This is a genomic window from Streptomyces zagrosensis, assembly GCF_014203645.1.
In the GTDB taxonomy this organism is placed as follows: Bacteria; Actinomycetota; Actinomycetes; order Streptomycetales; family Streptomycetaceae; genus Streptomyces; species Streptomyces zagrosensis.
Map to the genome: position 1 here is coordinate 35,945 of NZ_JACHJL010000026.1, position 20,377 is coordinate 56,321.

General features: G+C 69.8%; 12 protein-coding genes. 4 read left to right on the top strand and 8 right to left on the bottom strand.

The window, feature by feature from the left end; genetic code table 11:
• Positions 1 to 234 precede the first annotated feature (234 nt).
• Positions 235 to 825: a type IV pilus modification PilV family protein gene (locus FHS42_RS32335; RefSeq protein WP_184579165.1), complete on the bottom strand. Its 591-nt coding sequence runs from the start codon at positions 823 to 825 to the stop codon at positions 235 to 237.
• A 199-nt stretch (positions 826 to 1,024) separates the two neighbouring features.
• Between FHS42_RS32335 and FHS42_RS32340 the strand changes: the two genes are divergently transcribed.
• Together FHS42_RS32340 and FHS42_RS32345 are read left to right on the top strand one after the other, a co-directional pair.
• A complete protein-coding gene (locus FHS42_RS32340) occupies positions 1,025 to 1,519 on the top strand; it encodes an Hsp15 family ribosome-associated heat shock protein (RefSeq protein WP_376772770.1) in 495 nt (164 codons plus the stop codon).
• Between the two features lie 264 nt (positions 1,520 to 1,783).
• The gene (locus FHS42_RS32345) at positions 1,784 to 2,431 is read left to right on the top strand and encodes a phosphoribosyltransferase (protein WP_184579257.1); all 648 of its coding nucleotides are present in this window, start codon (positions 1,784 to 1,786) and stop codon (positions 2,429 to 2,431) included.
• 160 nt (positions 2,432 to 2,591) lie between these two features.
• On the opposite strand, the gene FHS42_RS32350 is transcribed toward FHS42_RS32345, so the two are convergent.
• Together FHS42_RS32350 and FHS42_RS32355 are read right to left on the bottom strand one after the other, a co-directional pair.
• On the bottom strand, positions 2,592 to 3,113 hold the full coding sequence (locus tag FHS42_RS32350) for a hypothetical protein (RefSeq protein ID WP_184579171.1): 522 nt from the start codon (positions 3,111 to 3,113) through the stop codon (positions 2,592 to 2,594).
• Positions 3,110 to 5,527 carry a molybdopterin oxidoreductase family protein gene (locus FHS42_RS32355; protein ID WP_184579174.1) on the bottom strand — a complete coding sequence of 806 codons (2,418 nt, stop codon included), beginning with the start codon at positions 5,525 to 5,527 and terminating at the stop codon, positions 3,110 to 3,112. The genes FHS42_RS32350 and FHS42_RS32355 overlap by 4 nt, the downstream gene beginning before the upstream one ends.
• A gap of 451 nt (positions 5,528 to 5,978) precedes the next feature.
• On the opposite strand from FHS42_RS32355, the gene FHS42_RS37810 reads away from it, so the two are divergent.
• A complete protein-coding gene (locus FHS42_RS37810) occupies positions 5,979 to 6,641 on the top strand; it encodes a zinc ribbon domain-containing protein (RefSeq protein WP_312867135.1) in 663 nt (220 codons plus the stop codon).
• A 205-nt stretch (positions 6,642 to 6,846) separates the two neighbouring features.
• Here the strand turns inward: FHS42_RS37810 and FHS42_RS32365 are convergent, their stop codons facing one another.
• The gene (locus FHS42_RS32365) at positions 6,847 to 8,064 is read right to left on the bottom strand and encodes a S8 family peptidase (RefSeq protein WP_184579177.1); all 1,218 of its coding nucleotides are present in this window, start codon (positions 8,062 to 8,064) and stop codon (positions 6,847 to 6,849) included.
• A gap of 803 nt (positions 8,065 to 8,867) precedes the next feature.
• Between FHS42_RS32365 and FHS42_RS32370 the strand changes: the two genes are divergently transcribed.
• Positions 8,868 to 9,218 carry a hypothetical protein gene (locus FHS42_RS32370; RefSeq protein ID WP_184579180.1) on the top strand — a complete coding sequence of 117 codons (351 nt, stop codon included), beginning with the start codon at positions 8,868 to 8,870 and terminating at the stop codon, positions 9,216 to 9,218.
• Between the two features lie 326 nt (positions 9,219 to 9,544).
• Here the strand turns inward: FHS42_RS32370 and FHS42_RS32375 are convergent, their stop codons facing one another.
• From FHS42_RS32375 to FHS42_RS32390, 4 genes are all read right to left on the bottom strand, one after another.
• The gene (locus FHS42_RS32375; RefSeq protein WP_184579183.1) at positions 9,545 to 13,867 is read right to left on the bottom strand and encodes a hypothetical protein; all 4,323 of its coding nucleotides are present in this window, start codon (positions 13,865 to 13,867) and stop codon (positions 9,545 to 9,547) included.
• A gap of 3 nt (positions 13,868 to 13,870) precedes the next feature.
• Positions 13,871 to 17,659 carry a hypothetical protein gene (locus tag FHS42_RS32380; protein WP_184579186.1) on the bottom strand — a complete coding sequence of 1,263 codons (3,789 nt, stop codon included), beginning with the start codon at positions 17,657 to 17,659 and terminating at the stop codon, positions 13,871 to 13,873.
• Positions 17,660 to 17,854: 195 nt separating this feature from the next.
• Entirely contained in the window at positions 17,855 to 19,018 is a 1,164-nt protein-coding gene (locus FHS42_RS32385) for a glycoside hydrolase family 113 protein (protein WP_184579189.1), read from the bottom strand.
• Between the two features lie 180 nt (positions 19,019 to 19,198).
• Positions 19,199 to 20,245 (bottom strand): ABC transporter substrate-binding protein, encoded by a 1,047-nt coding sequence (locus tag FHS42_RS32390; protein WP_184579193.1) that lies wholly within the window; start codon positions 20,243 to 20,245, stop codon positions 19,199 to 19,201.
• Between the last annotated feature and the right edge of the window lie 132 nt (positions 20,246 to 20,377).

Genomic DNA, 20,377 nt, shown 5'->3' on the forward strand with positions numbered 1-20,377 from the left:
GGGCTGGCACTGAGACGCACGGAACGGCGGGCTGGCACTGAGACGCACGGAATGGCGGGCAGGTGGTCGCGTCCTGTCCGCTGCCTCTCGTCCAGCGCGCTGTGGGTGGTCTGCATGCCGTGGACGACCCGCACGGGCAGAACTGTTCATGGCTGTTCATGACCGTTCATGGCTCTCCATGCTCTTCATGACTGAGCTAGCCCGGCTTGCTTGACCTACGCCATCTCGCGCGCCTCAGACCCGACCGCTCCACTTCGGACCGATCTCGGCCCATGCGCACTCCCACTGCTCGTTGCGATCCCGCTCCAGCCTGCGCTGCACCAGGTGGCGGGCGATCAGCGTGACGCAGCCGAACCCGGTCGCCGCCATCGCGCCAAGGACCGCCGCCCGAGTGGTCGCCTGCTCGGGGCTAAGCGGCGTCGAGGTTAGCTCGCCGCGCGCGTCGGTCCACACGGTGACCCTCGCACCGGCCTTACGCCCCTCCTCCACCCGCGCCTTTCCGGTATGGGTGGCTCCATCTGGGGTCGTCCAGCGGACGGTGGCGTGCACCCGGTTGACGCCGGGGTCACCCAGTTCGGTGGGGCGCGCCGGCACGTCCTTGACGAGTTCGGCCTGCGTTTGGTGCCGGTGCTCGTGCTGCTCCATGAGCGGTTCCTGCACGGTCACAGCCGTCGTTGCCCCCAACGCCGCCCCTCCCACCACCATGATCACGGCCGTGAGCAATACGGTCCACGCCTCGATCACGTCCGTACGGCGGCGTAGCGGATTGCGTCGCCAGCGCCACAGCCAACGCCGCAGGCCGCGCCGTATCGCCCGTGCGCTCATCGGCTCACCTCCTTGGCGAGTTGCCCTTCAACATTCCCCTGCATCCCCTGCATCCCTACATTCCCCTGGTGCGTGGTCTTGGCGGGCCGTCCTGGTGGATTCCACCCAGCAGATCCAGCGAGCTATGACCTGTGACGCCCCATACGCACCCCATACGCACCCCATAGGACGCGGGTACCGTGCCCGCCCGATCGCATGCATGCCACCTGGTCGAGACGGCCAGGAACCGCGCCGGCCAGGCGCCGAGCCACCGGGTGGCGCGTGGCCTTGGCGTAAAACCCACCTCGGTGATCCCAGGCCCGGCGCTACAGTCGCAGGCATGACGGCAGACGAGGGGACCGTACGAATCGATAGCTGGATCTGGTCGGTGCGGCTGACGAAAACCCGCTCCGTGGCCGCCACGGCTTGCCGGGGTGGCCACGTCCGGGTCAATGGCGACCGGGTGAAACCCGCCGCTGTGGTGCGCCCGGGGGACGAGGTGCGGCTGTTCCATGCGGGGCGTGAGCGCATCGTTGTTGTCTCGCGCGTGGTCCGTAAGCGGGTCGGCGCTGCCGTCGCCGCGGAGTGCTACGTGGACAAGAGCCCGCCCCCGCCGCCGCGCGAGGAGGTCGCGGTGCTCGGCGTGCGCGACCGGGGCACGGGCCGCCCCACCAAGCGCGACCGGCGAGAACTGGAACGCCTACGCGGCAACTGATCAGGCCACTTCCACAGCCGGATGGCGCCGCGACATGCGCGGTGCCATCCGGCTGATCTGCTGCCACGGCCGGGCCTGGCTACGGTTCGCGGCTTCGGCCAGTGCACCACCCGGACGCCGGCGCGGTGGGAAGGCGGAATGGGGTAGGGATGATCCGCGCGGCCATCGAGCGCGCCGCGGATGTCCCGGTGGCTGCCTGGCCTGGGTGTTTCGGGGGTGTCCCGGTGCCTTGGACCGCGGCCGTGGAAAGGAGTGCGACCGATGATGCGCTTTCAAGACCGCCGAGCGGCGGGACGCGCGTTGGCGGAGCACCTGCTGCCCTATCGCAAGGGCGGTCGGTGTCCCGATCCGCTGGTGCTTGCGCTTCCCCGGGGCGGGGTGCCGATCGGGGACGAGGTGGCCCGGTCGCTTGACGCGCCGCTGGATGTCATCGTCGTCCGCAAGATCGGCGCGCCGTTTGCCGAGGAGGTGGGCCTCGGCGCGGTAGCGGGCGATGACCCGCCGCTGTATGACCAGGCTGCGCTGGTGCAGTTCGGGCTGACCGAGGACGATCTGGCACCGATTCTCGCCCGTGAGCGGCAGGAACTGCAACGGCGTACCGCGCTCTACCGCCAAGGCAGGCCCGAGGCCGAGCTCGCCGGCCGCACCGCGATCGTCGTGGACGACGGCCTCGCCACCGGCTCGACCGCACGCGCCGCGCTGCGGTTCGCCCGGCGCCAGGGTCCGGACCAGCTTGTGCTCGCCGCGCCGGTGTGTGCTCCCGATGCGGTGCGGTCGTTGCGCGACGAGGCGGACGACATCGTCTGCCTGGAGCAGCCACCCTCATTCCACGCGGTCGGCTCCTGGTACGAGGACTTCGCTCAGCTCACCGACGACGAGGTGCTGCGGGTGCTGCGTACCGACCGCGGCTGACGGGTCGCCGCACCGCGGCATGGCCGGTTGGGCCAGCCGCGGCAGCAAGAACCAGCCGGGCCCAGACCGATGAGCCGCCGCAGGCGCACCGGCGCCGCTTTGCGTCAACTACCCAAGTGCCGCGCCCGAAATCGTCACAGGCTGATCAAGATCTGCGTGGTCACAGACTGCTCAAGATCTGTGGGGACAGCGTCTTGAGCTGGGTATTGACCCAGCGAAGCTGCCGGAGAGTACGCGGGTGGCAAGCGGTGGCCAGCCCCAGCAGACGGCCGTCCTTACGGGCCTGCGCCACCTGCGCCAGCATCTCCCAGGACAGGAAGTTGCCGGATGCAGTGAGGTACAGCGCGCGGAGGTCGAGCAGGAGCAGCGGCCCGGATTCGGGGTGCGGCCCGATGACCTCGGCGGCCACATCGCGTACGGTGCGGTCGCCGGTGGCCCGCTGCGGGTCGGCGAACGGCAGCCCCGGCGCGCTGGGCTGCGCGTCGGTGGCCAGGTCAAGGCCGTAGTCGAGGCCGGTCCGCGCCAAAAGCCCGACGTGTTCACGGGACCAGCCGGCGAGGTCGGTGGCGACGTGGTGCACCTCGTGCTCGGCGCGGTGGCGATCGGCCGCGGCGACCAGTTCCCTGGCCAGTGCGCTTTCACCGTGGTACAGCGTGCGTAGGGTCAGGGTGACGCCGTTCATCGCTGGCCCCCGTGCGTGCGGTGGGCGCGGACGGGCGCGGATGCCGTGGCGGTCGGGGCCGGGGACGGTTGGCCTTCGCTGCGGGCGATGAGGGTGACGCGGGCGGCGCTCGTCTTGTACAGCGGCTGTTTGGACACCGGGTCCCAGTCGGTGATGGTGGTCTCGTTGGCGGCCCGCCCCGCGCCATCGGGAGGCCGGTGGCCAAGCGGGGTGTCCCAGTAGCCGTAGTGGAAGGGCAAGAACGCCACGCCCTCGCGGATGCCACTGATCCGCAATCGAGCGTGCACCCGTCCCCGAGGCGTGGCCACCTCGACCAGGTCGCCCTCGCCGAGGCCATCGCGAGCGGCATCGGCGGCGGAGAGTTCGACCCACACCTCGGGGGCTGCGGCGTTGAGTTGCGGTACGCGGCCGGTCTTGGTGCGGGTGTGGAAATGGTAGAGAGTACGCCCCGTCGTCAGCCGCAGCGGAAATTGCGGTGTCGGCTCCTCGTGCGGGGGGACGTACTCAGCGGCCCGCAGCATGGCCTTGCCGTCCGGGTTGCGGACCCGGTAGTCGGCCTCCTCGAAGGCCGCGCCGGTGACCAGGTCCTTGCCGTAGCTTTCGGCGGCCTCCGAGTGGGCCCAGGTGAAGCCTTCGGCGTACAGGCGCTCGGTACCGCCGGGAGCCTGCTCGGTGCATGGCCACTGGATGCCATCGGCGCCACGCAGCTTGGCGTAGCTCAGCCCGGTGTAGTCGCAGGGCCGTCCGGCGCTGCACCGCTTCCACGCCTCGAAGGCGGACTCGGCGTCGTGCCAGGACACGAGCGGGGCGCCGTCCTTGTCGCGGAAATCCATGCGGCGCGCGTAGTCGAGGAAGATTTCGAGGTCGGGCCTGGCCTGGCCGGGCGGCTCGACAGCCTTACCCGACAGATGGACCGTGCGGTCGGCGTTGGTGAACGTGCCGGTCTTCTCGCCCCACGTGGCGGCGGGCAACACGACGTCGGCGAGCTGCGCCGTCTCGGTCAAGAACAGGTCTTGCACGACCGTGAACAGTCCCTCGCCGCTCAAGATGGCGCGGATACGGGCCAGTTCGGGCAGCGAGACGGCCGGATTGGTGCCGCTGATCCACAGCATGCCGATCGACCCCTGTTCCGCGTAGCGGAACATCTGTAGGGCGTGGGTGGGCGGTCCGTAGTGCGGGATGGAGAGTGGTTCGACGTTCCATACCCTGGCCAGGTCGGCGATGTGGGCTTCGTTTTGCCAGTTGCGAAAGCCCGGCAGGTCGCCGTTGGCGCCGCACTCGCGGGTGTTTTGGGCGGTGGGCTGACCGTTCATCTGGAGCACGCCCGCGCCGGGCCTGCCCAGCATGCCGCGCAACAGGTGCAGGTTGTTGATCTGGACCGCGGCAGCCGTCGCCTGGTGGGACTGGTAGACGCCCTGGAGCACCGTGGACAGCAGCCGCTGTGACGCGCCCAGGATCTCGGCGGCCTCGGCGATGGCACGTGCCGGGACGTCGCAGATCTCCGCGGCCCAGGCCGGGGTGCACGGCGCGACGCACTTCGTCAGTTCCTCGTAACCGACGGCGTGCTCACGCACGTAGGCATGGTCCACCCGATCGGTGCGGATGATCTCGTGGAGCAGGGCGTTGAGCAGGGCCACGTTCGTGCCTCCCCGCGGCGCCAGATGTACGGTCGCCCGCTGGGCCACGGGGGTGGCCCGCGGGTCCACGCACACCAGGCGCGGCGGACTCGCCCCTGCCAGCCGGTCCAAAATGCGCATCCACGACACCGCCTGCGTCTCGGCCATGTTGTGGCCGAACAACGCGATCGTGTCGGCGTGGTCGATGTCCGTATAGGAGCCGGGCTGGCCGTCCGAGCCGAATGTCTGCTTGAGCGACTCGGCCGCGGTGGCGGTGCACAGCCGGGTGTTTCCGTCCAGATGGTTGGTGCCGATCCCGGCATGAGCGATCACAGCGAGGGTGTAGTACTCCTCCAAGAAGAGTTGGCCGGTGGTGTAGAAGCCGATCGAGCCGGGGCCACGCTGGTCCAGCAACTCCTTGGACCGGGCGACGACCCGCCCCATGGCCGTCTCCCCATCGCACTCCACCAACCGACCGCCCTCCCGGATCAGCGGCCGGGTGAGCCGGTCGGGCGAGGCGCCCGCCTGCCAGCCGAACAGGTCCTTGGGGCCCAGGCGCCCGTGGTTGACGCGATCGCCAGCACGCCCTCGCACACCGACCATCCGCCCGTCGCGTACGGCGATGTCCATGGCGTCGCCATTGGAGTGGAGAAGCGAGGCGGTTGGCACCCACCGTTCAACGTCGTCCGGGCCGATGCCGTCTTGGAGTTGGCCGTCCACGCGCACCGGCCACGGCTCACCCGGCGCATACGGCGTACGGGCACCCCACGGCGCGGCGATCCGGTCCTCGTCCACCATCGTCAGCCTCCGCCCTTTTGGCGCACCGTCCGGCGGCTGTCGTCGCCGCTGGACGAATGCCCCGATCTTTCGTCGCCAGTCACCGCCGACCGCGATCACCGCGCTGTGATCATGCGGCACTCCTGGCCGCCGGGCCGCGGAACCCGGCGGCTGGCCAGCGACCCACCACCCGTACAGGCCCTCGCGCGCTGCGCCACCCGGTCCCCGAAACTCACCGGCACGCGCCCGACCCTGGCGATCTCGATGCCGGGGTCGGGCGGCAGCGGTCGGGGCGCTCGCGCCAGCCGCAGCGATGGCCGGCGCTCGGTGGGTGCCGTGGTGCGACTCGGCGGGCGCCAGGACGGGGGTAGCATCCGCTTTCTTCGTACGATCCGGACTCATGCTGAGCACTGCTTCGGAGCGTGCTCCGTGCGGTACGGCGCGGCGCGGAGCAAGAACAGAAAGGACTGCCGTGGGACCGGTTTCTGAGCCCCGTGTGCTGACCCGGGTCGGCGAGCTGATCCGTGGCATGCCAGAACAGCACCGCGGAGCACTCTGGCGGCTCTCCGCTGACCAGCGACAATTGGATGCCAACGTCATTCACCTGCCGCCGCGAGCGCATGTCGCCGCGCACCTCGAAGCGCGCCTGGACGTGCTGTTGTACGTCATCGACGGGAGCGGACACCTTGCGAGCGAGGTCGGCCTGCCGGCGAACGAGCGCGAGGGCACGAAGGGCGAGAGCGGCCAACCGGAGTCGCCGGGCAACGAGCCGGGCCTGGGCGGCGGCGTGCTGGCGGGCGATGGCGCGGGGCAGCGGGACGACGGAAGCGGTGTGCTAGACGGCGAGCGCGGCCAGTCGTTGCGGCCTGGTGCCGTGGTGTGGCTGCCGCACGGCGCCCGGCGGGCCGTGTCCGCCGGCCCCACCGGTCTCACCTACCTCACCGTGCACCGCCGGCGCCCCGGCCTCACCATCGGCTCCCCCGCGCCCGCAGCACTACCGGCCCCCGTCGCCGCCGAGCGGGAGGGTGGTGAGGCGGCCTGTCTGCTGCACCGCGTCTGCCCCGCGTGCGGACGCCTGGCCCCCGAGACCGACGCCCGCTACTGCGGTCGCTGCGGCACTGCGCTGGCCGAGTAACTGAGCTAGCTGTGCCAGTCGGGTAGCCGAGCGTGAGCTGGCTGAGCGCTGAGCTGGCTGAGCGCTGAGCTGCCGCCCGCGGTGTGCACCGCGTACGCGACGGCGCACCGCGCCCGCGGGCGTGACCCGCGGGCGCGGTGCGCCGTGTGGTGCTCGACGTGCTGTGTGGGGGAAGAAGTGCCGATGTGCCTAGTGGCTAACGGAATTACGGGACGATGCGCAGCAGCTTGTTGGGCGAGCCGCTGCCCGGGCCGGTGACCTTGCCAGAGGTGGCACCGTTCACGAGCGCGGCGGCCACCTGTGCCGGGGTGGCGTCGGGGTGGCCGGCGAGGTAGACGGTAGCCGCGCCCGCTACGTGCGGGGTGGCCATCGAGGTACCGGAGATGGTGTTGGTGGCGGTGTCGCTGGTCCGCCAGGCGCCGGTGATGTCCGATCCCGGAGCGAACAGGTCCAGGACAGAACCGTAGTTGGAGAAGCTCGACCGGGCGTCGGTCCTGGTGGTCGAGCCGACCGTGATGGCCTCGCCAACTCGGGCCGGCGAGGTGTTGCGGGCGTCGCGGTTGTCGTTTCCGGCCGCGACGGCGTACGTGACGCCCGCGCGGATGGAGTTGCGCACCGCGGTGTCCGTGGCGGTGTTGGCGCCGCCGCCGAGGGACATGTTGGCCGCCGAGGGGCCGCTGTGGTTCTTGGTGACCCAGTCGATGCCCGCCACGACCTGCGCGTTGGTGCCCGAGCCCTGGTTGTTGAGCACGCGGACCGCGACGATCTTGGCCTTCTTCGCGACGCCGTAGGAGGTGCCGGCGGTGGTCGAGGCGACGTGGGTGCCGTGACCGTGACCGTCCTGGGCGACGTTGTCGTTGTCCACCGCGTCGAAACCGTTCACGGCGCGGCCACCGAAGTCCTGGTGGCTGATGCGTACGCCGGTGTCGATGACGTAGACCGTGGCACCGCTGCCCGCGCTGTCCGGGTAGTTGTACTTCTGGTCCAGCGGAAGGTTCGCCTGGTCAACGCGGTCCAGGCCCCATGACGGCGGGTTGTTCTGGGTGCCGGTGGCGTGGACCGTGGAGTCCTGGATGACCTGGTCAACGGCCGGGTCAGCAGCAAGCTTCTTGGCCTCGCGCTCGCTGAGCTGAGCGGAGTAGCCGTTGAGCGCCGCGGTGTAGGTGAACTTCACCGTGCCGCCGTACTCGGCTATCAGTCTCTTGCCCTCAACGGAGGCGGACTTGAGTCCGGTGGCCTGGTTCAGGGTGACGATGTAACTGCCCTTGATGGCACCGGCCTTGTCCGCGTCAACGATCCGGCCCTCGGCCGCCTTGGCCTCATGGGCCTCGGCGGGGAGCGCGGTGATCGCTCCGAGCGCGGTAACGGCGGCCACCGCGGTGATCGCCGTGGCCAGTCGGGTCCTGCGGGTGGGTGTTGCCATGGTGAGGGGTCCTCCTCATCGGGGCGCGCTGCGGTACACGCGCATGGGGGGTGCGGGGGTATGCGTGCGCATTTGTTGTGCTGGCTCCGGGACGGAGTGGCGGATCTGTGGGGCCACGAGGGGATTCGTCCCTGAGCCGTGCTGCCGCGTCATGGCGAGGGTGGAGAGCAGGGGCCCTCACCGGTGGGTGCTGTGACATCACACGGAGACCGCCGGGTCCGGTGGGGAGTCCGACCGCATGGTGTGCGGTCGGCGCGGGGGTGGCGGACTGCCGTTGCTGAACCTTGGCGTATTCCGCGTACATGACACAAGGGCGCACCGGGGAGCCGTTTTCCACAGTGATGCGCGCCTGCGCGGGAGCGTCTCCCCTTCACGCGATCCCCGCTGGATGCCGATGAGTGCGCGGACCTGCGACTCCCGCGCAAACTCCCGTAGGCCGCGCGATGACCGTTTACCGAACCGCCTTTCACATAAGAGTGCGTACTTGTGAAAGTCGCCGAGAGACACGGAGCCGCCTTCGCCCTTCGCGCGGGGCCCGGGTGGCGATGGGCTGGTGCCTGGCGCACGCTGGCTTGGGGAGTGGACCCGGTTCACTCGCCTGCGGGGAACGAGCCCGTTCACTCACGCGTGTCGCGGCAGCCGCTCGCGCACCTATGCAGTGGTCCATTGGAGTGAGTACGGATTGATGCCATTTTGAGAGGGCATCGAGCTTCACATCCCTTGTGGGCTATCTCGCAGCACCTGTTGCCGCCGGCTGGCGCCTCGCGAGGGGACGGACACCGACGAGACGAGGAGATACCCCCATGGCGAAGACGCCGAAGATCCCGAGACGCATGGGTCGGTCCGCGCTGGTTTCGGCGATGGCGTCACTGCTGTTGGGCTCCATGTCCCTCAGCGCCCAGGCGGCTACGGGAGAGTTCGAGTACCTGAGAGCAGACAACAACAGGCCGGACACCATCTCCGATCCGCCCAACGGCTGTCGGGCGATCAGTGGTGGTGCCGCCAACGCCAGTAACCGTACGGACACCGTGGCCACCGTCAACCGGTTCGCCGACTGTCGCCCCTCCGGAGCGATCGCCACGGTGGCGGCGCGCGGCGGCACCTGGGACGGTGTTCCCACGTTCACCGTGGCGCAGGGCGTGCGGTTCGGCTGATCTTGCAGTTCGCTCCCGTCCACCCTCGACGGCAGCAGCGGCTGGGCCGGGCCCTTTCGGAGCCGCCGCCTAGCACGCCTCCCGCTGGGGCAGGCCCGGCACGCCTCCCGCCGGGCCTGCCCCGTCCACCACGGGCCTGGCCGCAAGCCGTTCACCCAGCACGGACCTGGCCGCTCTGGCTGCCCTGGCCACCTGAGCCAGCTGAGCCAGCCCGGCCCCCTTGGCTGCCCTGATCACCCGCGGTCAGGGTCTTGCACACCGCCGGGCGCAGGACGCCAGGCCGGAACGCACAGCTGCCAACCAGCGCCGACCCGGCAGCCTCCAGGTCACTCATCAAGAACGATCTTCCCCAGCAGTGAGACAGCCAGCCCGAAGTGGTCGGCGTGGATCAGCCGGCGGCCCACCGGAAACGCCGTGCCGTTCACCGTGATCGTGCCGGTGGCCGTCGTCCGGTCAGTCAGATACGTCTCGTACTCCTCGATCCGCAGCCGGTAGACCGAGGGCGGCAGGAGTTGCGGCGCAGGCGGCGTCAGCAGGCCCGACCAGGCGAAGCCGCCACCGCGTACAGCGCAGTCGATGGTCACGGCGGACCCCATATCGGCCCAGCTCAGGTCAGAGCCGGCGACTTCACGACGCTGGAACGTGGCCAGCACCCGCCGGCTGGCCGCCATGCCGGGCAGTCCTGCGCCGACCCGCTCGCCGACTGAGTTGGCTGCGACGGGGCCGCTCAGCTCAAGCTGGATCGTGCCGCCGGTGGCCATCGCGGCGGACACCGTGCGGTCGGGCACCAGTTGGGTGAACTCGGCCGTCGTCACCTTGGACAGGTGCAGCGGCTCGACGGAGTGCGGCTGATAGCGGGCGACGGCCAACCGGAGGTAGGGAAAGTAGGCGGTGCCGTCCGCCGTATCGCCCAAAGCCACGTCAATGTCGCAATACCACAGCCCCACCCGCTCATCGAACTCGGGCACGAAGGCCGCGATGTCCACCGTCGCCGGCTGGCCTCCCACCAGTTCGGCCAGCACTCGGCCGGTTGCGGCGACCTCCGCGTTCGGGAAGTTGGCTGCCGTGAGCGAGGGCGAAGCGGTGGTATCGGACCACACCGGGTCGGTGCCGTACCGGGTGACGAGTTGGTCCGGCAGCTCGGGTCCGGTGGTGGCGCCCGGGTCGAGCACGACCGCCAGCAGTTCATCGTCCCCCGAGGAGAACCAGGGTCGCTTGACGTACACGCGCACCCCGGCGCGCCTGCGAGTGCGGGTCACCCGGTGCTGCCGGTGATCGACCGTGCGCTCCCATTGGAAGGTGGGCACGATATGGCTCAGCTCCGGTGGCTCCGGCCTGCGGGTGCTGGGCACCGACCAGCCCTGGCCCGATGGGCTCGTGCTGTCCAGCCCGCCCCTGGTGATCAGTTCGGTGCGCGCGGTGATCGCCGGGTGGAAGTATTCCCGGAACCGGGTGGTCGCGGTCGGTGTGTACGTGACGTTGCGGTGCCGGGTGTCGCGGAACTCGTGCCGTACGCCCGACAGCGAGCGGCTGTCTTGCCCGGGTTCCACGGTGACATCACCGACGTGGGCATGACCGGTGATGCGCTCCGGAGCTGACTCGGTGACGTCGTCGCTCCACTCTTGCCAGGTGGCGTTCACATCGATCCGACCCGTGCTCTTGGCGTGGAAGCGCACACTGCCGCTCAGGTCGGCGAAGGTTGCTTCGGCACGGCGGTGGAACGTCAACTCGCCAAGGACCGGGCGCTCCAGCGGCTTTTCCACGGCGTGCACCAGGGTGAGTGCGACCCAGGGGGTGATCATCCAGTTTTCGCCGTCGGCAGACGCGGCCGTGATCTCTTCCTTCTTGGCCGGCGGCAGGCCGCTCGTCGGGTCATTCCACAGCCAGGAGCCGGTGAGCAGCCGCCAGTTGTGGAAGGTCTCCAGATCGTCACGGTGGATGTGGCAGCTCATCCGGACCGTGGCGAACTCGGCCTTGGGCAAGAACACGGTCAGCTCGCGGTCGAGCAGCCCGCGCCAAACCGGTGGGCCGCTGCCCTCCTCGATCTTCAACCGCAGCGGCCTGGCCTGCGGCCACGGGCCGGGGAACGAGTAGATCTCGTTGGGCTTGGCGCCGGGCAACCCGCGTAGCGAGAGGCCGCGCGCCATGACGTCGGGCAGATAAGGCAGCATCAGTTGGCGGCCGTCGTGGACGACGTACTCGCCGGGGGACAGGCCGTCGCCGCGCAGCACCGGCAGCTCGGTGAGCGGCTCGGTGTCGCGCGCGTTGTGCTTGGCGACATGGATCTGCCGGGTGGCCTTGAGGTCGATCACCCGGTCCGGGTTCTCCGGGAGGCTGACCTTGGTGTCGAGGTAGCTGCCCGCCTCGCGGGACGCGGCGGCGAAGAACTGCCGCCGCAGTGCTGCCGGCTTGTCCGGCCCGAAGACCGCGTCGTATACGCCGTGTTGCTCGGCCATCTGGAGCGAGGTCTTGGGCGGGCTGAGGTGCCGCTCGTCGAAGGACCGGTACTGCCGGTTGAGCCCGTCCACCGGCGAATCGGGCTCATGGTCGGGAACCTCGCGGTTGCGACGCATGGCCCACTCGTCCGGGCGCATCGGCGTTCCCTCGTCGGACACGGTGCTGCGGATCACCAACCGGGGCTCCGACTCGCCCTCCAGGAAGGGCCAGCGGGGCACGATCGCGGGCGGTGGCACCGGCTCCCAGCGACCGTAGGTGAGCGGGCCCGTCGAGGTTCCTTCGACGGTGCCGGTGTCAGGGCCAAGGCCGTTGCCCGCCAGATCGACGAGCCGGGCACGCAGCCGGTAGGTGTGCTGGTAGCGCAGCGCCGGGAGGCTGCCGCGCTGCGGCCTGAACGTGGTGTCCAGCGGGAATTCCGGCGAGATCTCGGGTGCGGGAATGTGCGGCTGATTGTCCTCGCCGATGGTGCGGCCAGGCGGGGGCGCGGCCAGACTCCAGCCGTGCCAGCCGAACAGCGCCTGGTGTACGTAGTGTTGGCGGGCGTCGAGCTGGTCTTGGGTCACCGTGCTGGCCTTGACGTGGCCCTCATCTGGCCCGGCCTGGATCGGGAGCGGGGGCCTGCCCTGCCGCCTGATCGTATAGCTGCCGGTGCGCGCGCACAGCGACTGCCAACGGGTGACCTGGCCCGTCGCGTCGTCCACCACACCGACGTCCACACGGTAGCCGCGGACCAGGTGCGCGGCGTCCAAGATGGCGGCGGGGACCGCGGCGCCATCCGCGCCGACACCGGCCGTGTGCCGGGCGTCGGCCTCCAACTGGTCGGCGAGCGCCGCGTCCCGGCCCTCGATGAGCACGGTGATCCCGGCGCCGTGCAGGGCGGGCAGCGCCGTGCTGTCCGGGGCGGTTGCGCTCGCCGGGTCGGTGGGGATCGTCACCAGTTGGTCGAAGATCCGGGAGAACTCGACGAACTTCATCGCCGCGCCATCCACATCGAGGTCGGTAACGTGCACCCGGCTGTCCCCAAGGCCCAGCATCCGGCGCCCGTACGGCCCGCTGTCCTGCGCGTACGCCTCGAACCGCTGCCCCGCGGCGTACCGCAGACTCGTCCACGGCCGCAGCCCCTCGCCGGCGTTGAGCCCGTCGTGGGGCGGGACGAAGGACACCCGGGCCTGCCACTGGTCGGCGAGCCCGGCCGGCGGGGTGACCAGGAGGTCGATGGCGAGGCCGAAGCGCCGCAGCAGTTCCGGGTAGTCGGCGAGCAGGGCGCAGGCCGAGTGGAAGTCGAGGTCGGGCTTCTCCGGTGGGGGTGGTGGTGGGTCTGCGGTTGCGCCCGGCGTGGGGGGCCCGGAGCGGCGGTCGTAGAACCGGTACGCCTCGGCGAAACCGAGTTCTGCGTGGAAGGGCTCGTAGTCCGGGTGCGAGCGGTCGATGTAGCGGGGCCGGTAGGGGTTGTCGGCGGCTGGTGTGCCCGCCGCACCGCCGGTGGCGGCCGGTCCCCCGCCGCCCGCGGGGCGACCGATGAGGCCATCGAGGCGGCGGTACGAGGCTCCTACGGAGCGTGCGAGTGCCCTGATGGGCTCGGTGAGGGGCGCCGTCAGATCATGCGGGTATGGGTGGTCCCAACTCGGCAGGGGTTGCGGCGGCTCGAAGCCGTTGGGGCTCTCGACAGGCTCGGCCCCGGCTGGCCCTCGCGGGGCGTCGGCGAGGGGAGCGGACTGGTTCGGCGGGCCGCCGGCGCGCGCTTCCTCGCCGCCCGGGTCGGGGAACGCCCTGCGCGCGGCGGTCGCCGTCACGGCCGTCTCGTACAACCCGGTGACCTGGGTGTGGACCGCCTTGCTGGGGAACGACCGCAGCGTGAGCGGCTCCGCACTGGCCACGATGGCCGCCGTGGTGGGCGCGTTGACCTTGGTGTCGGTACGGAACAACTCCTGCCAGATCGCGCTGTCGGCCGGCGGGTAGCGGTCCGGCTGCGGGGCGGTGGACACGGCGACGCCGGCGGCGCCCGGTGCCCGGAACTCCACCTGGAGGGCGGCTGCGTACCGGGCCAGCGTCGCGGGCCAGTCGATGAAGTTGCCGAAGGAGGCGAGTTGGGTTCCTCCGGTCAGTCGGGGGCTGACCAGCACGGTCAGCCGCAGCTTGGCGTCGGGCGTGAGCCCGTCGGGCAGGACGGTCCACCGGATCGACTCGGGCATGGCTCAGCTCACTTCCGCGAAGGCGGTGCAGTATTCATCGACGGGGTCGCGCCGCGCGCCGGTGACCGGGTCGGGGTAGGGGCTCATCATCTGGGCGAAGGTGGGCGGCCGTACGGCCTCTGGGGCCGGGCCCGCCAGCGCGTCCTGGCTCTCGCCGCCGCCCACGAACGTCTTCTCGCACTCGATCGTGACGGACTGGGACCAGAAGCCGATGTGGATGCTGATGGTGATCTTGGCCCGGCCCGAGACCTTGCCGGGCTGCCAGGTCAGTTCGAGGTAGAGCTCGATGGAGGCCGAGACGATGCCGAGCACATCGACCTCTCCGCGGGCCCGGAAGTACCCGGCCAGCCGGGCCTCTCCGGAGTCGAGCTCCAGCCGGAAGTAGATCCCGGCCATCACCGACAGGCTGCCACTGGCGACGCCGAGGTTCATCGAGACCGCGGCACCGAACTCCAGCGCCGCCTCTAGGACCGCCACCCGTTTGGGGGTGAGCACGATGCCGAAGAACCCGCCGCCGCCGAGCATGGACACGGTCAGCCGGAAGGGGGCCTGCCGGGTGCAGAAGGAGAAGCCGACCTCCAGCGACTTACCGATGAAGGGCAGGTTGAGATACGCGGCAAGGCGCAGGTTCTCCAGGCTGAACACGCCGACCGCCAAGTTGGGCAGCGGCAGCGCGTACGAGGCGACGATGCCGCTGCTGCTGACCTGGATGCCGGGCGGATCGCTGAAGCCGTCGAAGGGGATGAGCTGGCGCAGGGTCTCCACGAAGGACAACGGGCCGATGAACTCCACGCCCCGGAAGGCCACTTCGACGTCGAGCTTCTTGCCCGCTCGGGCCGTGAAGCGGATGCGCTCGAAGTTCAACCGCATCGCGTTGAAGCTGGGCACCAGGACCAGATCGAACTCTTCGAGGCTACAGGTGACATCGGCGCCGGACGACAGGTCAGGGCGCAGCGAGCCGCGTAGGTCCACGACGAGTGAGAAGCGCCCGGTGGGCTTGCCCGGCTCGGCGTGCGGAACGAAGATGGGATCGCCCGGCGGGAAGGGCTTGATCTCCGGGTTCCACTCCAGCCGCGCGTTGATCGTCTCGGGTAGCTTCGCACCCTTGCCTGCCTTCTCCACGGCCTGCCGCAAGGACAGCACCTGCCCGGCCGAGTTGTTCCAGGTGGCGACCGTCTGCCGTACCCGGTCCAGCAGGGCGCGTACCCCCGGGTCGGCGCCGGGCGGCAGGGTGTTCAGCAGCTCGGTGAGGGCGGCGTCGAAAGCGTTGAAGGCGGTGTCGATCTGGGCCAGGTCGATGGGTCCTGGCTTGCCTGAGAGGGCTTGCGCCAGATAGGCGCCGATCACCTTGACCAGCGCCTCCGCCGTTTGCAGCACCCGCCGGCCCGCCGGTGAATAGCGTTCGGCCTCGTTCTCGATGAGGTCGCGGATGCGGCGTAGCTCGGACAGGAAGCCGGTGACGGCGTTGATGCTCTCGGTGAAGAAGTTGGGCACCTTCAGGGGCTGGTCGAGCCCGGCCTTTTTGACCAGATCGGCCAGCGGGAGGATGCCGAGCAAGTTGGCGCCCAGGAGGCCAAGGACGTCGGATGCGTGGAAGAAGTCGGTGGGTTCGAAGGTGCCGTTGGCGATCGACTCCAGCGCGTCGGCTCCGCCCGCCACGACGCCGGAGACCGGCCCCGTCTTACGGGACAGGCCGGCCACGTCGAAGCTCGGCGCGACCAGTCCGCCGGATCGGTCGCTTTGTTTGCCGAAGTTCATGGCCAGTGGCAGATCCGGCGCACCCAGTACGGGAAGCACGTTGACGAAGACCTCGCCCAGATTGGCCTTGCGTAGCCCCTGGTCGATCTGGCTGAAGCCGGACTCGGTGAACCGCTTGGCGTAGGTCACCGGCACGGTGAAGTCGTTGCCGCTGAGCTGGCTGACCGCGGGCACCGTGACGGCGGCCCAGCGCAGTTGGGGGAAGAAATGGGTGTCGCTGAGCGAGGGGGTGTGCAGCCCCGGTGGCGCCTCCACTCCCCACACCATCTGAGCCACGTCCAAGCTGGTGTCGTCCGGCTTGAAGCTGGGGGCGAGCGCCACGGCCTGGCCGAGGAGGTCGGCCGTGGTCTCGGGGGCCGGTTCGAACGAGGCGTCGGATGCCGCCAGCGGCATCGGGGCAAGTGCGTTGTACTCGGCGACGATGGCGGCGAGTTGTCCCTGAGACCCACGGTCCTCGGTGAGGAAGAGCAGCGGCGTACGGAACTCGACGGTCCGGCCCTCGTGGTCCACGGCGGTGACCTTGAAGCGGAAGGGGGTCTCGGCCCGCGTGGCGGGGAAGAAATGGCAGGACTCGGGCGTGGGGATGTCGTTGGTGAGGTTCGGTGTGACCAGCGTGTCAATGCGCACGGAGGTGAAGGGGAACTGCACATTGGCCAGGGGGCTGGTCTCCGCCGCGCCGATGGGCAGTGCGCGCTTCACGTCGTAGGTGCGCAGCGGTTGCCGTACGACGATGAACCGCCGCTGGAACAGATAGGCCGCGCGCGCGTCGTCGAACTTTCGCTCCGTGACCTGAATGAGGTCCGCCCGGTGCCCGAAGGGGCACAAAAAGCCGGAGAACATCACCCGGACGTAGTGGTCGCGGCCCATCGCCGCGCGGTGCCGCCACTCCGAGAGCGTGATACCGCTGGGCCGGCTCGGCCACTGGCCGAGGCTGTCGAGCCAGCCGCCCACGGCCGACAGCATGAGGGTGTCCACCGCCACAGGTAGCGGCGTAAAGGGCTGCCCCTCGGGGGTGGTCAGCCCGTCGTTGGATGTCAGTTCGACGATCGCGTTGCGGTGGGCGGCGCTGAGCGAGGCGGTGAAGGTCTCGGGCGCGCCCGGGTCGGGGCCGCGGTCCCGGTTCCACACCGCGCGTACGGTCCGGTCCTGCGGCAGCCCGGCCCGGTGCGTGAGCCGCGTGTGCCACAGCTCGACCCGCTCGCCCGGCTCCGGGTCGATCGCTCCGCGGTGAATCCACTGCGCCCGCTGCGAGGGGGAGAGCAGCAGCCGATAGGGCAGTTCGATGCCGGTGTACGGGTGGACCGGGTCGCCGAACGGGTCCTGCGGGCTGCGCCGGACCGCCGCCGGGGCGCTGACGGACGCTTCGGGTGTGGCAGCCGGTTCGGCTGTGATGACAGGTGATTCGGGTGTGCTGACGGACGATTCGGGTGCGGCGGCAGGTGGTTCGGGTGCGGTGACAGTCCGATCATGTGCGGTGACCTCGATGACGGCGCCGGCCGCTGCTGCCGCGGCGAGTGTCGCGTCGGTGCCGTAGCGGGCACTGAGCTCGGCGGTGGTACGCAGCAGCCGCACCAGCGCGGTGGCCCTGGCCGGGGCGTCTGCGTCGAGGCGATTGTCGTCCTCGGTGGCTGCCTGCGCTGGTGCGGGGCCCGCGAGCTGGATGGACGTGGTGGTATCCGGTTCGCGGGCCGCGTCCACGATGCGCAGCGGCAGGTCCCGCATGGCTTCGAGCAGGCCCGTTTCGGAGTACAAGATGGCGTCCGTTGCGCGGACCTCGAAGACGAGGACGCTTCGGCCGCTGATCAACGAGCCCACGGGGGCGTTCGCCGGCGGGGTGGGGCTCTCCTCCTGGAACGCCTCCTCGATGATGTGTTGCGGTCCGAAGGCAACGGTCAACAGCCCGTCTAGGGCCTCGTCAGCACGGACCAGATAGCGGCGCCCCAGTCGGTTGTCGAAGACCAGTCCGACGAAACTGAACGTGAGGTCCAGCAAGTCGGTGCCGCGCAGAACGCGAAGTGGTGCCGGTGTACTCATTGATGCCCCTCGTGCCGTGCGCTCGGGGAAGTTCGGGAGGAGAGCAAGATCGGCCACCCAATCGACAATCGGACACCATCGGCGGGCGCATCCCTTTGTCTACCGCGAACCACGCACGGGACGTAGAGGCCAAACGGGTGACATGACGCCCATGCCACGCCGGGCCGTGGGGGGCCGTGGGGCAGCCCCCCGGAGTCAGCGGTCGCGGCAGGCACGCTCGAAGTGCCGGGCCAGTGCGTGGAAGGACTCCTTGGTCTCCCAGTGCCAGTCGGACTCCTTGTCGTCGGGCCGTTTCCTGATGGTCTTGACGATGCTGTAGCTCGCCATGTCCAGGTCGTAGAGCGGGTCCGCGACGTGCGGAGAGTCGGGGCTGACGAAGCTGTACACCATGGCCGCGTAGAGATTCATCGACTCGAAGACGTCGAAGACTTCGCTGAGGTACGCGGCTTGAGTGCGCTCACTGCGGACCAGACCGCCCTTGATCTGCGGCGGCTCCTTGCCGTAATCCACGACGTTCCAGCCCATACCGCCTTGCTCGGGGGCGCCCTGAAAGGTGCAGGTGCCGCACTCGGAGATGGCCACCGGCTTGCCCCAGCGCTGGAACGTCAGCAGTTCCCGGACGTAGTCGGCCCGGTCACGGAAGTACGCGTAGTAGTTGACACTGACGATGTCGAACAGATTCCAGTCCACCTCCTCATCGGCCGCCGCTCCGTACGTCAGCTCGCCACGGAAGACGGACCTGCCCACGGCCGCCGCACGGGCGATGAACGCGTGCAGTCGCCGCGCCATGAGCTCCGGGTCGTACGCGCCGCTGAGCAGGTTCTCGATGCGTTCCAGGACATCGGCGCCCGGCACGATCCCCGGTACGTAGAGCACGAACTCGCAGCCGACGCTGAGGTGCACCCGAGCGCCCTGCCGACGCAACTGTTCGGCGTGCCGGCCCGTCTCCGCGAGATGGTCGAGGATCTCTCTCGGCGGGCAGTCCCCGAGCCTTGGTTGGAGCCAGACGTGCAGCCCGCGCTCGGCGGCTTCGGTGGAGGTGGACCCGAGACGGTCGATGCCATCTCCCCAGACAGAGACGGAGCTGGCGTGCAGCTCGTCCTTGATCGCCCGGATGTCCTGACGCATCGTGGCCATGGTCCAGCCCGCGTCGGTCATGCCCTCGCCGACCTCGTAGCACACCCCCCGGTAGGTCAGGCCGCGCCGCCTGCCCGCGCCGGACGCTGGCTGCGCCGCGCCGGGCGCCGGCTGCCTCGCCGCCGCCTGGCCCGCTCCCCAGAGCGACCCCGTCGCCGCAGCGCCCCCGGCAGCCCCTGCCACGGCCAAGAACCGTGCCCGGCTGAATCCTTCGTTGCGCACCGCGCCTCCCACGTGTCGGATATCCAGTGGTCGCGCCTACGGGCGGTGCGACCTGGCTCCAGTGTGGAAAGCAGCGGCGCGGCGGGGCATCAGCCGATGGTCCACGGCCTGACAACCAAGGGATGAACAAGAGCGCCGCGTGAGCGACTTAGGTCACAGAGGTGGGCCCGGTGTGGTGTGTTATCGCAGTTTCTTCGCGTCCCGCACGGCCGCCGCGAGGTGCTCGATCACCGGCGCGTACCCGGCATAGCTGTACCGCTCCTCCATCGACCACGGAACGATCTGCCCCGCCCGGACCGCGGGGAGTTGGCGCCAGGTGGGCTTTTGATCGAGGTCCTTGCGGCGCATGGCGGCTGCGCGGTTGTCCATCATGATGAGGTCGGCGTGGTAGCGGTCGGCGTTCTCCCAGCTCAGGAACTCCCAAAAGCCCCACTTATCGCTCTTTTTTCCCTCCACGAACTCCACCCCGAGGTCCTTGAAGTAGTGGAGATCGCAGTACGCATCGGGGACTGCGACGTACATCTGGTCGGGGGAACCAGTCATGGCCATCACCTTCAACCCCCCATTGGCCCGGGCCGCCTCGCGCAGGGTCTCGGCCGCGCGCTCGAAGCGGGCCTTGGCCTGGGCCGGCTGCTGGGCCCGCAGATCGGCGCCGAGCGCCACCGCGAGGTCGGCGGTGCGCTCCAGCGGCTTCAGCAGGGAGCGGTGCGCACCCGCGATGCCCACCGTGCGCGCAAGGGTTTCGATCTTCTTCTGACTCTCCCCGGGTACGAACCACAGTGCTGGCGGCGGGAACATCGTGCTGACCAACAGGTCGGGCCGCAGGGCCACGTACTTCTCGATGTTGAACTGACCCCACTGCTCGCCGACGCTGGTCAGCTTGTCCAGGTCGAGGCGTCCGGCCTGCGGGTTGGGCTTGCCGTCGATTGGCTTGCTGGGCCCGAAGATGCCCGTGCATTCGATGCCGTAGTCGTACAGGGCCGCGGCGGCGCTGACGAAGGCGACGATGCGCTGCGGTCGCCGGTCCAAGGTGACGGTACGGCCGCGGTCGTCCTTGAAGTGCCAGGCGCCATCGTCACCCTTCTGTCCGGACCCCGAACTCTTCGAGTCGCCGTTCGCGTCGTCCTTCCCACAGGCGGCGAGCAGCGGACTCAGGGCCAGGGCGCCGCCGAGGGCGAGCAGGTGTCGGCGGGAGGTCAACGGCGTGTCAGCGCGAGGGGAGCCCATAGCGGTGCATCTCTCATCAGAGCGGAATGTGTAGGTGAGGCTAACCTAACTTGCAGCGATGAGATAGCGCCGGTGAGCCGCTTCGCCGGCACAGCGGTCATTGCGGCCTTCCGGCACCGGCAGAGCTCGTGT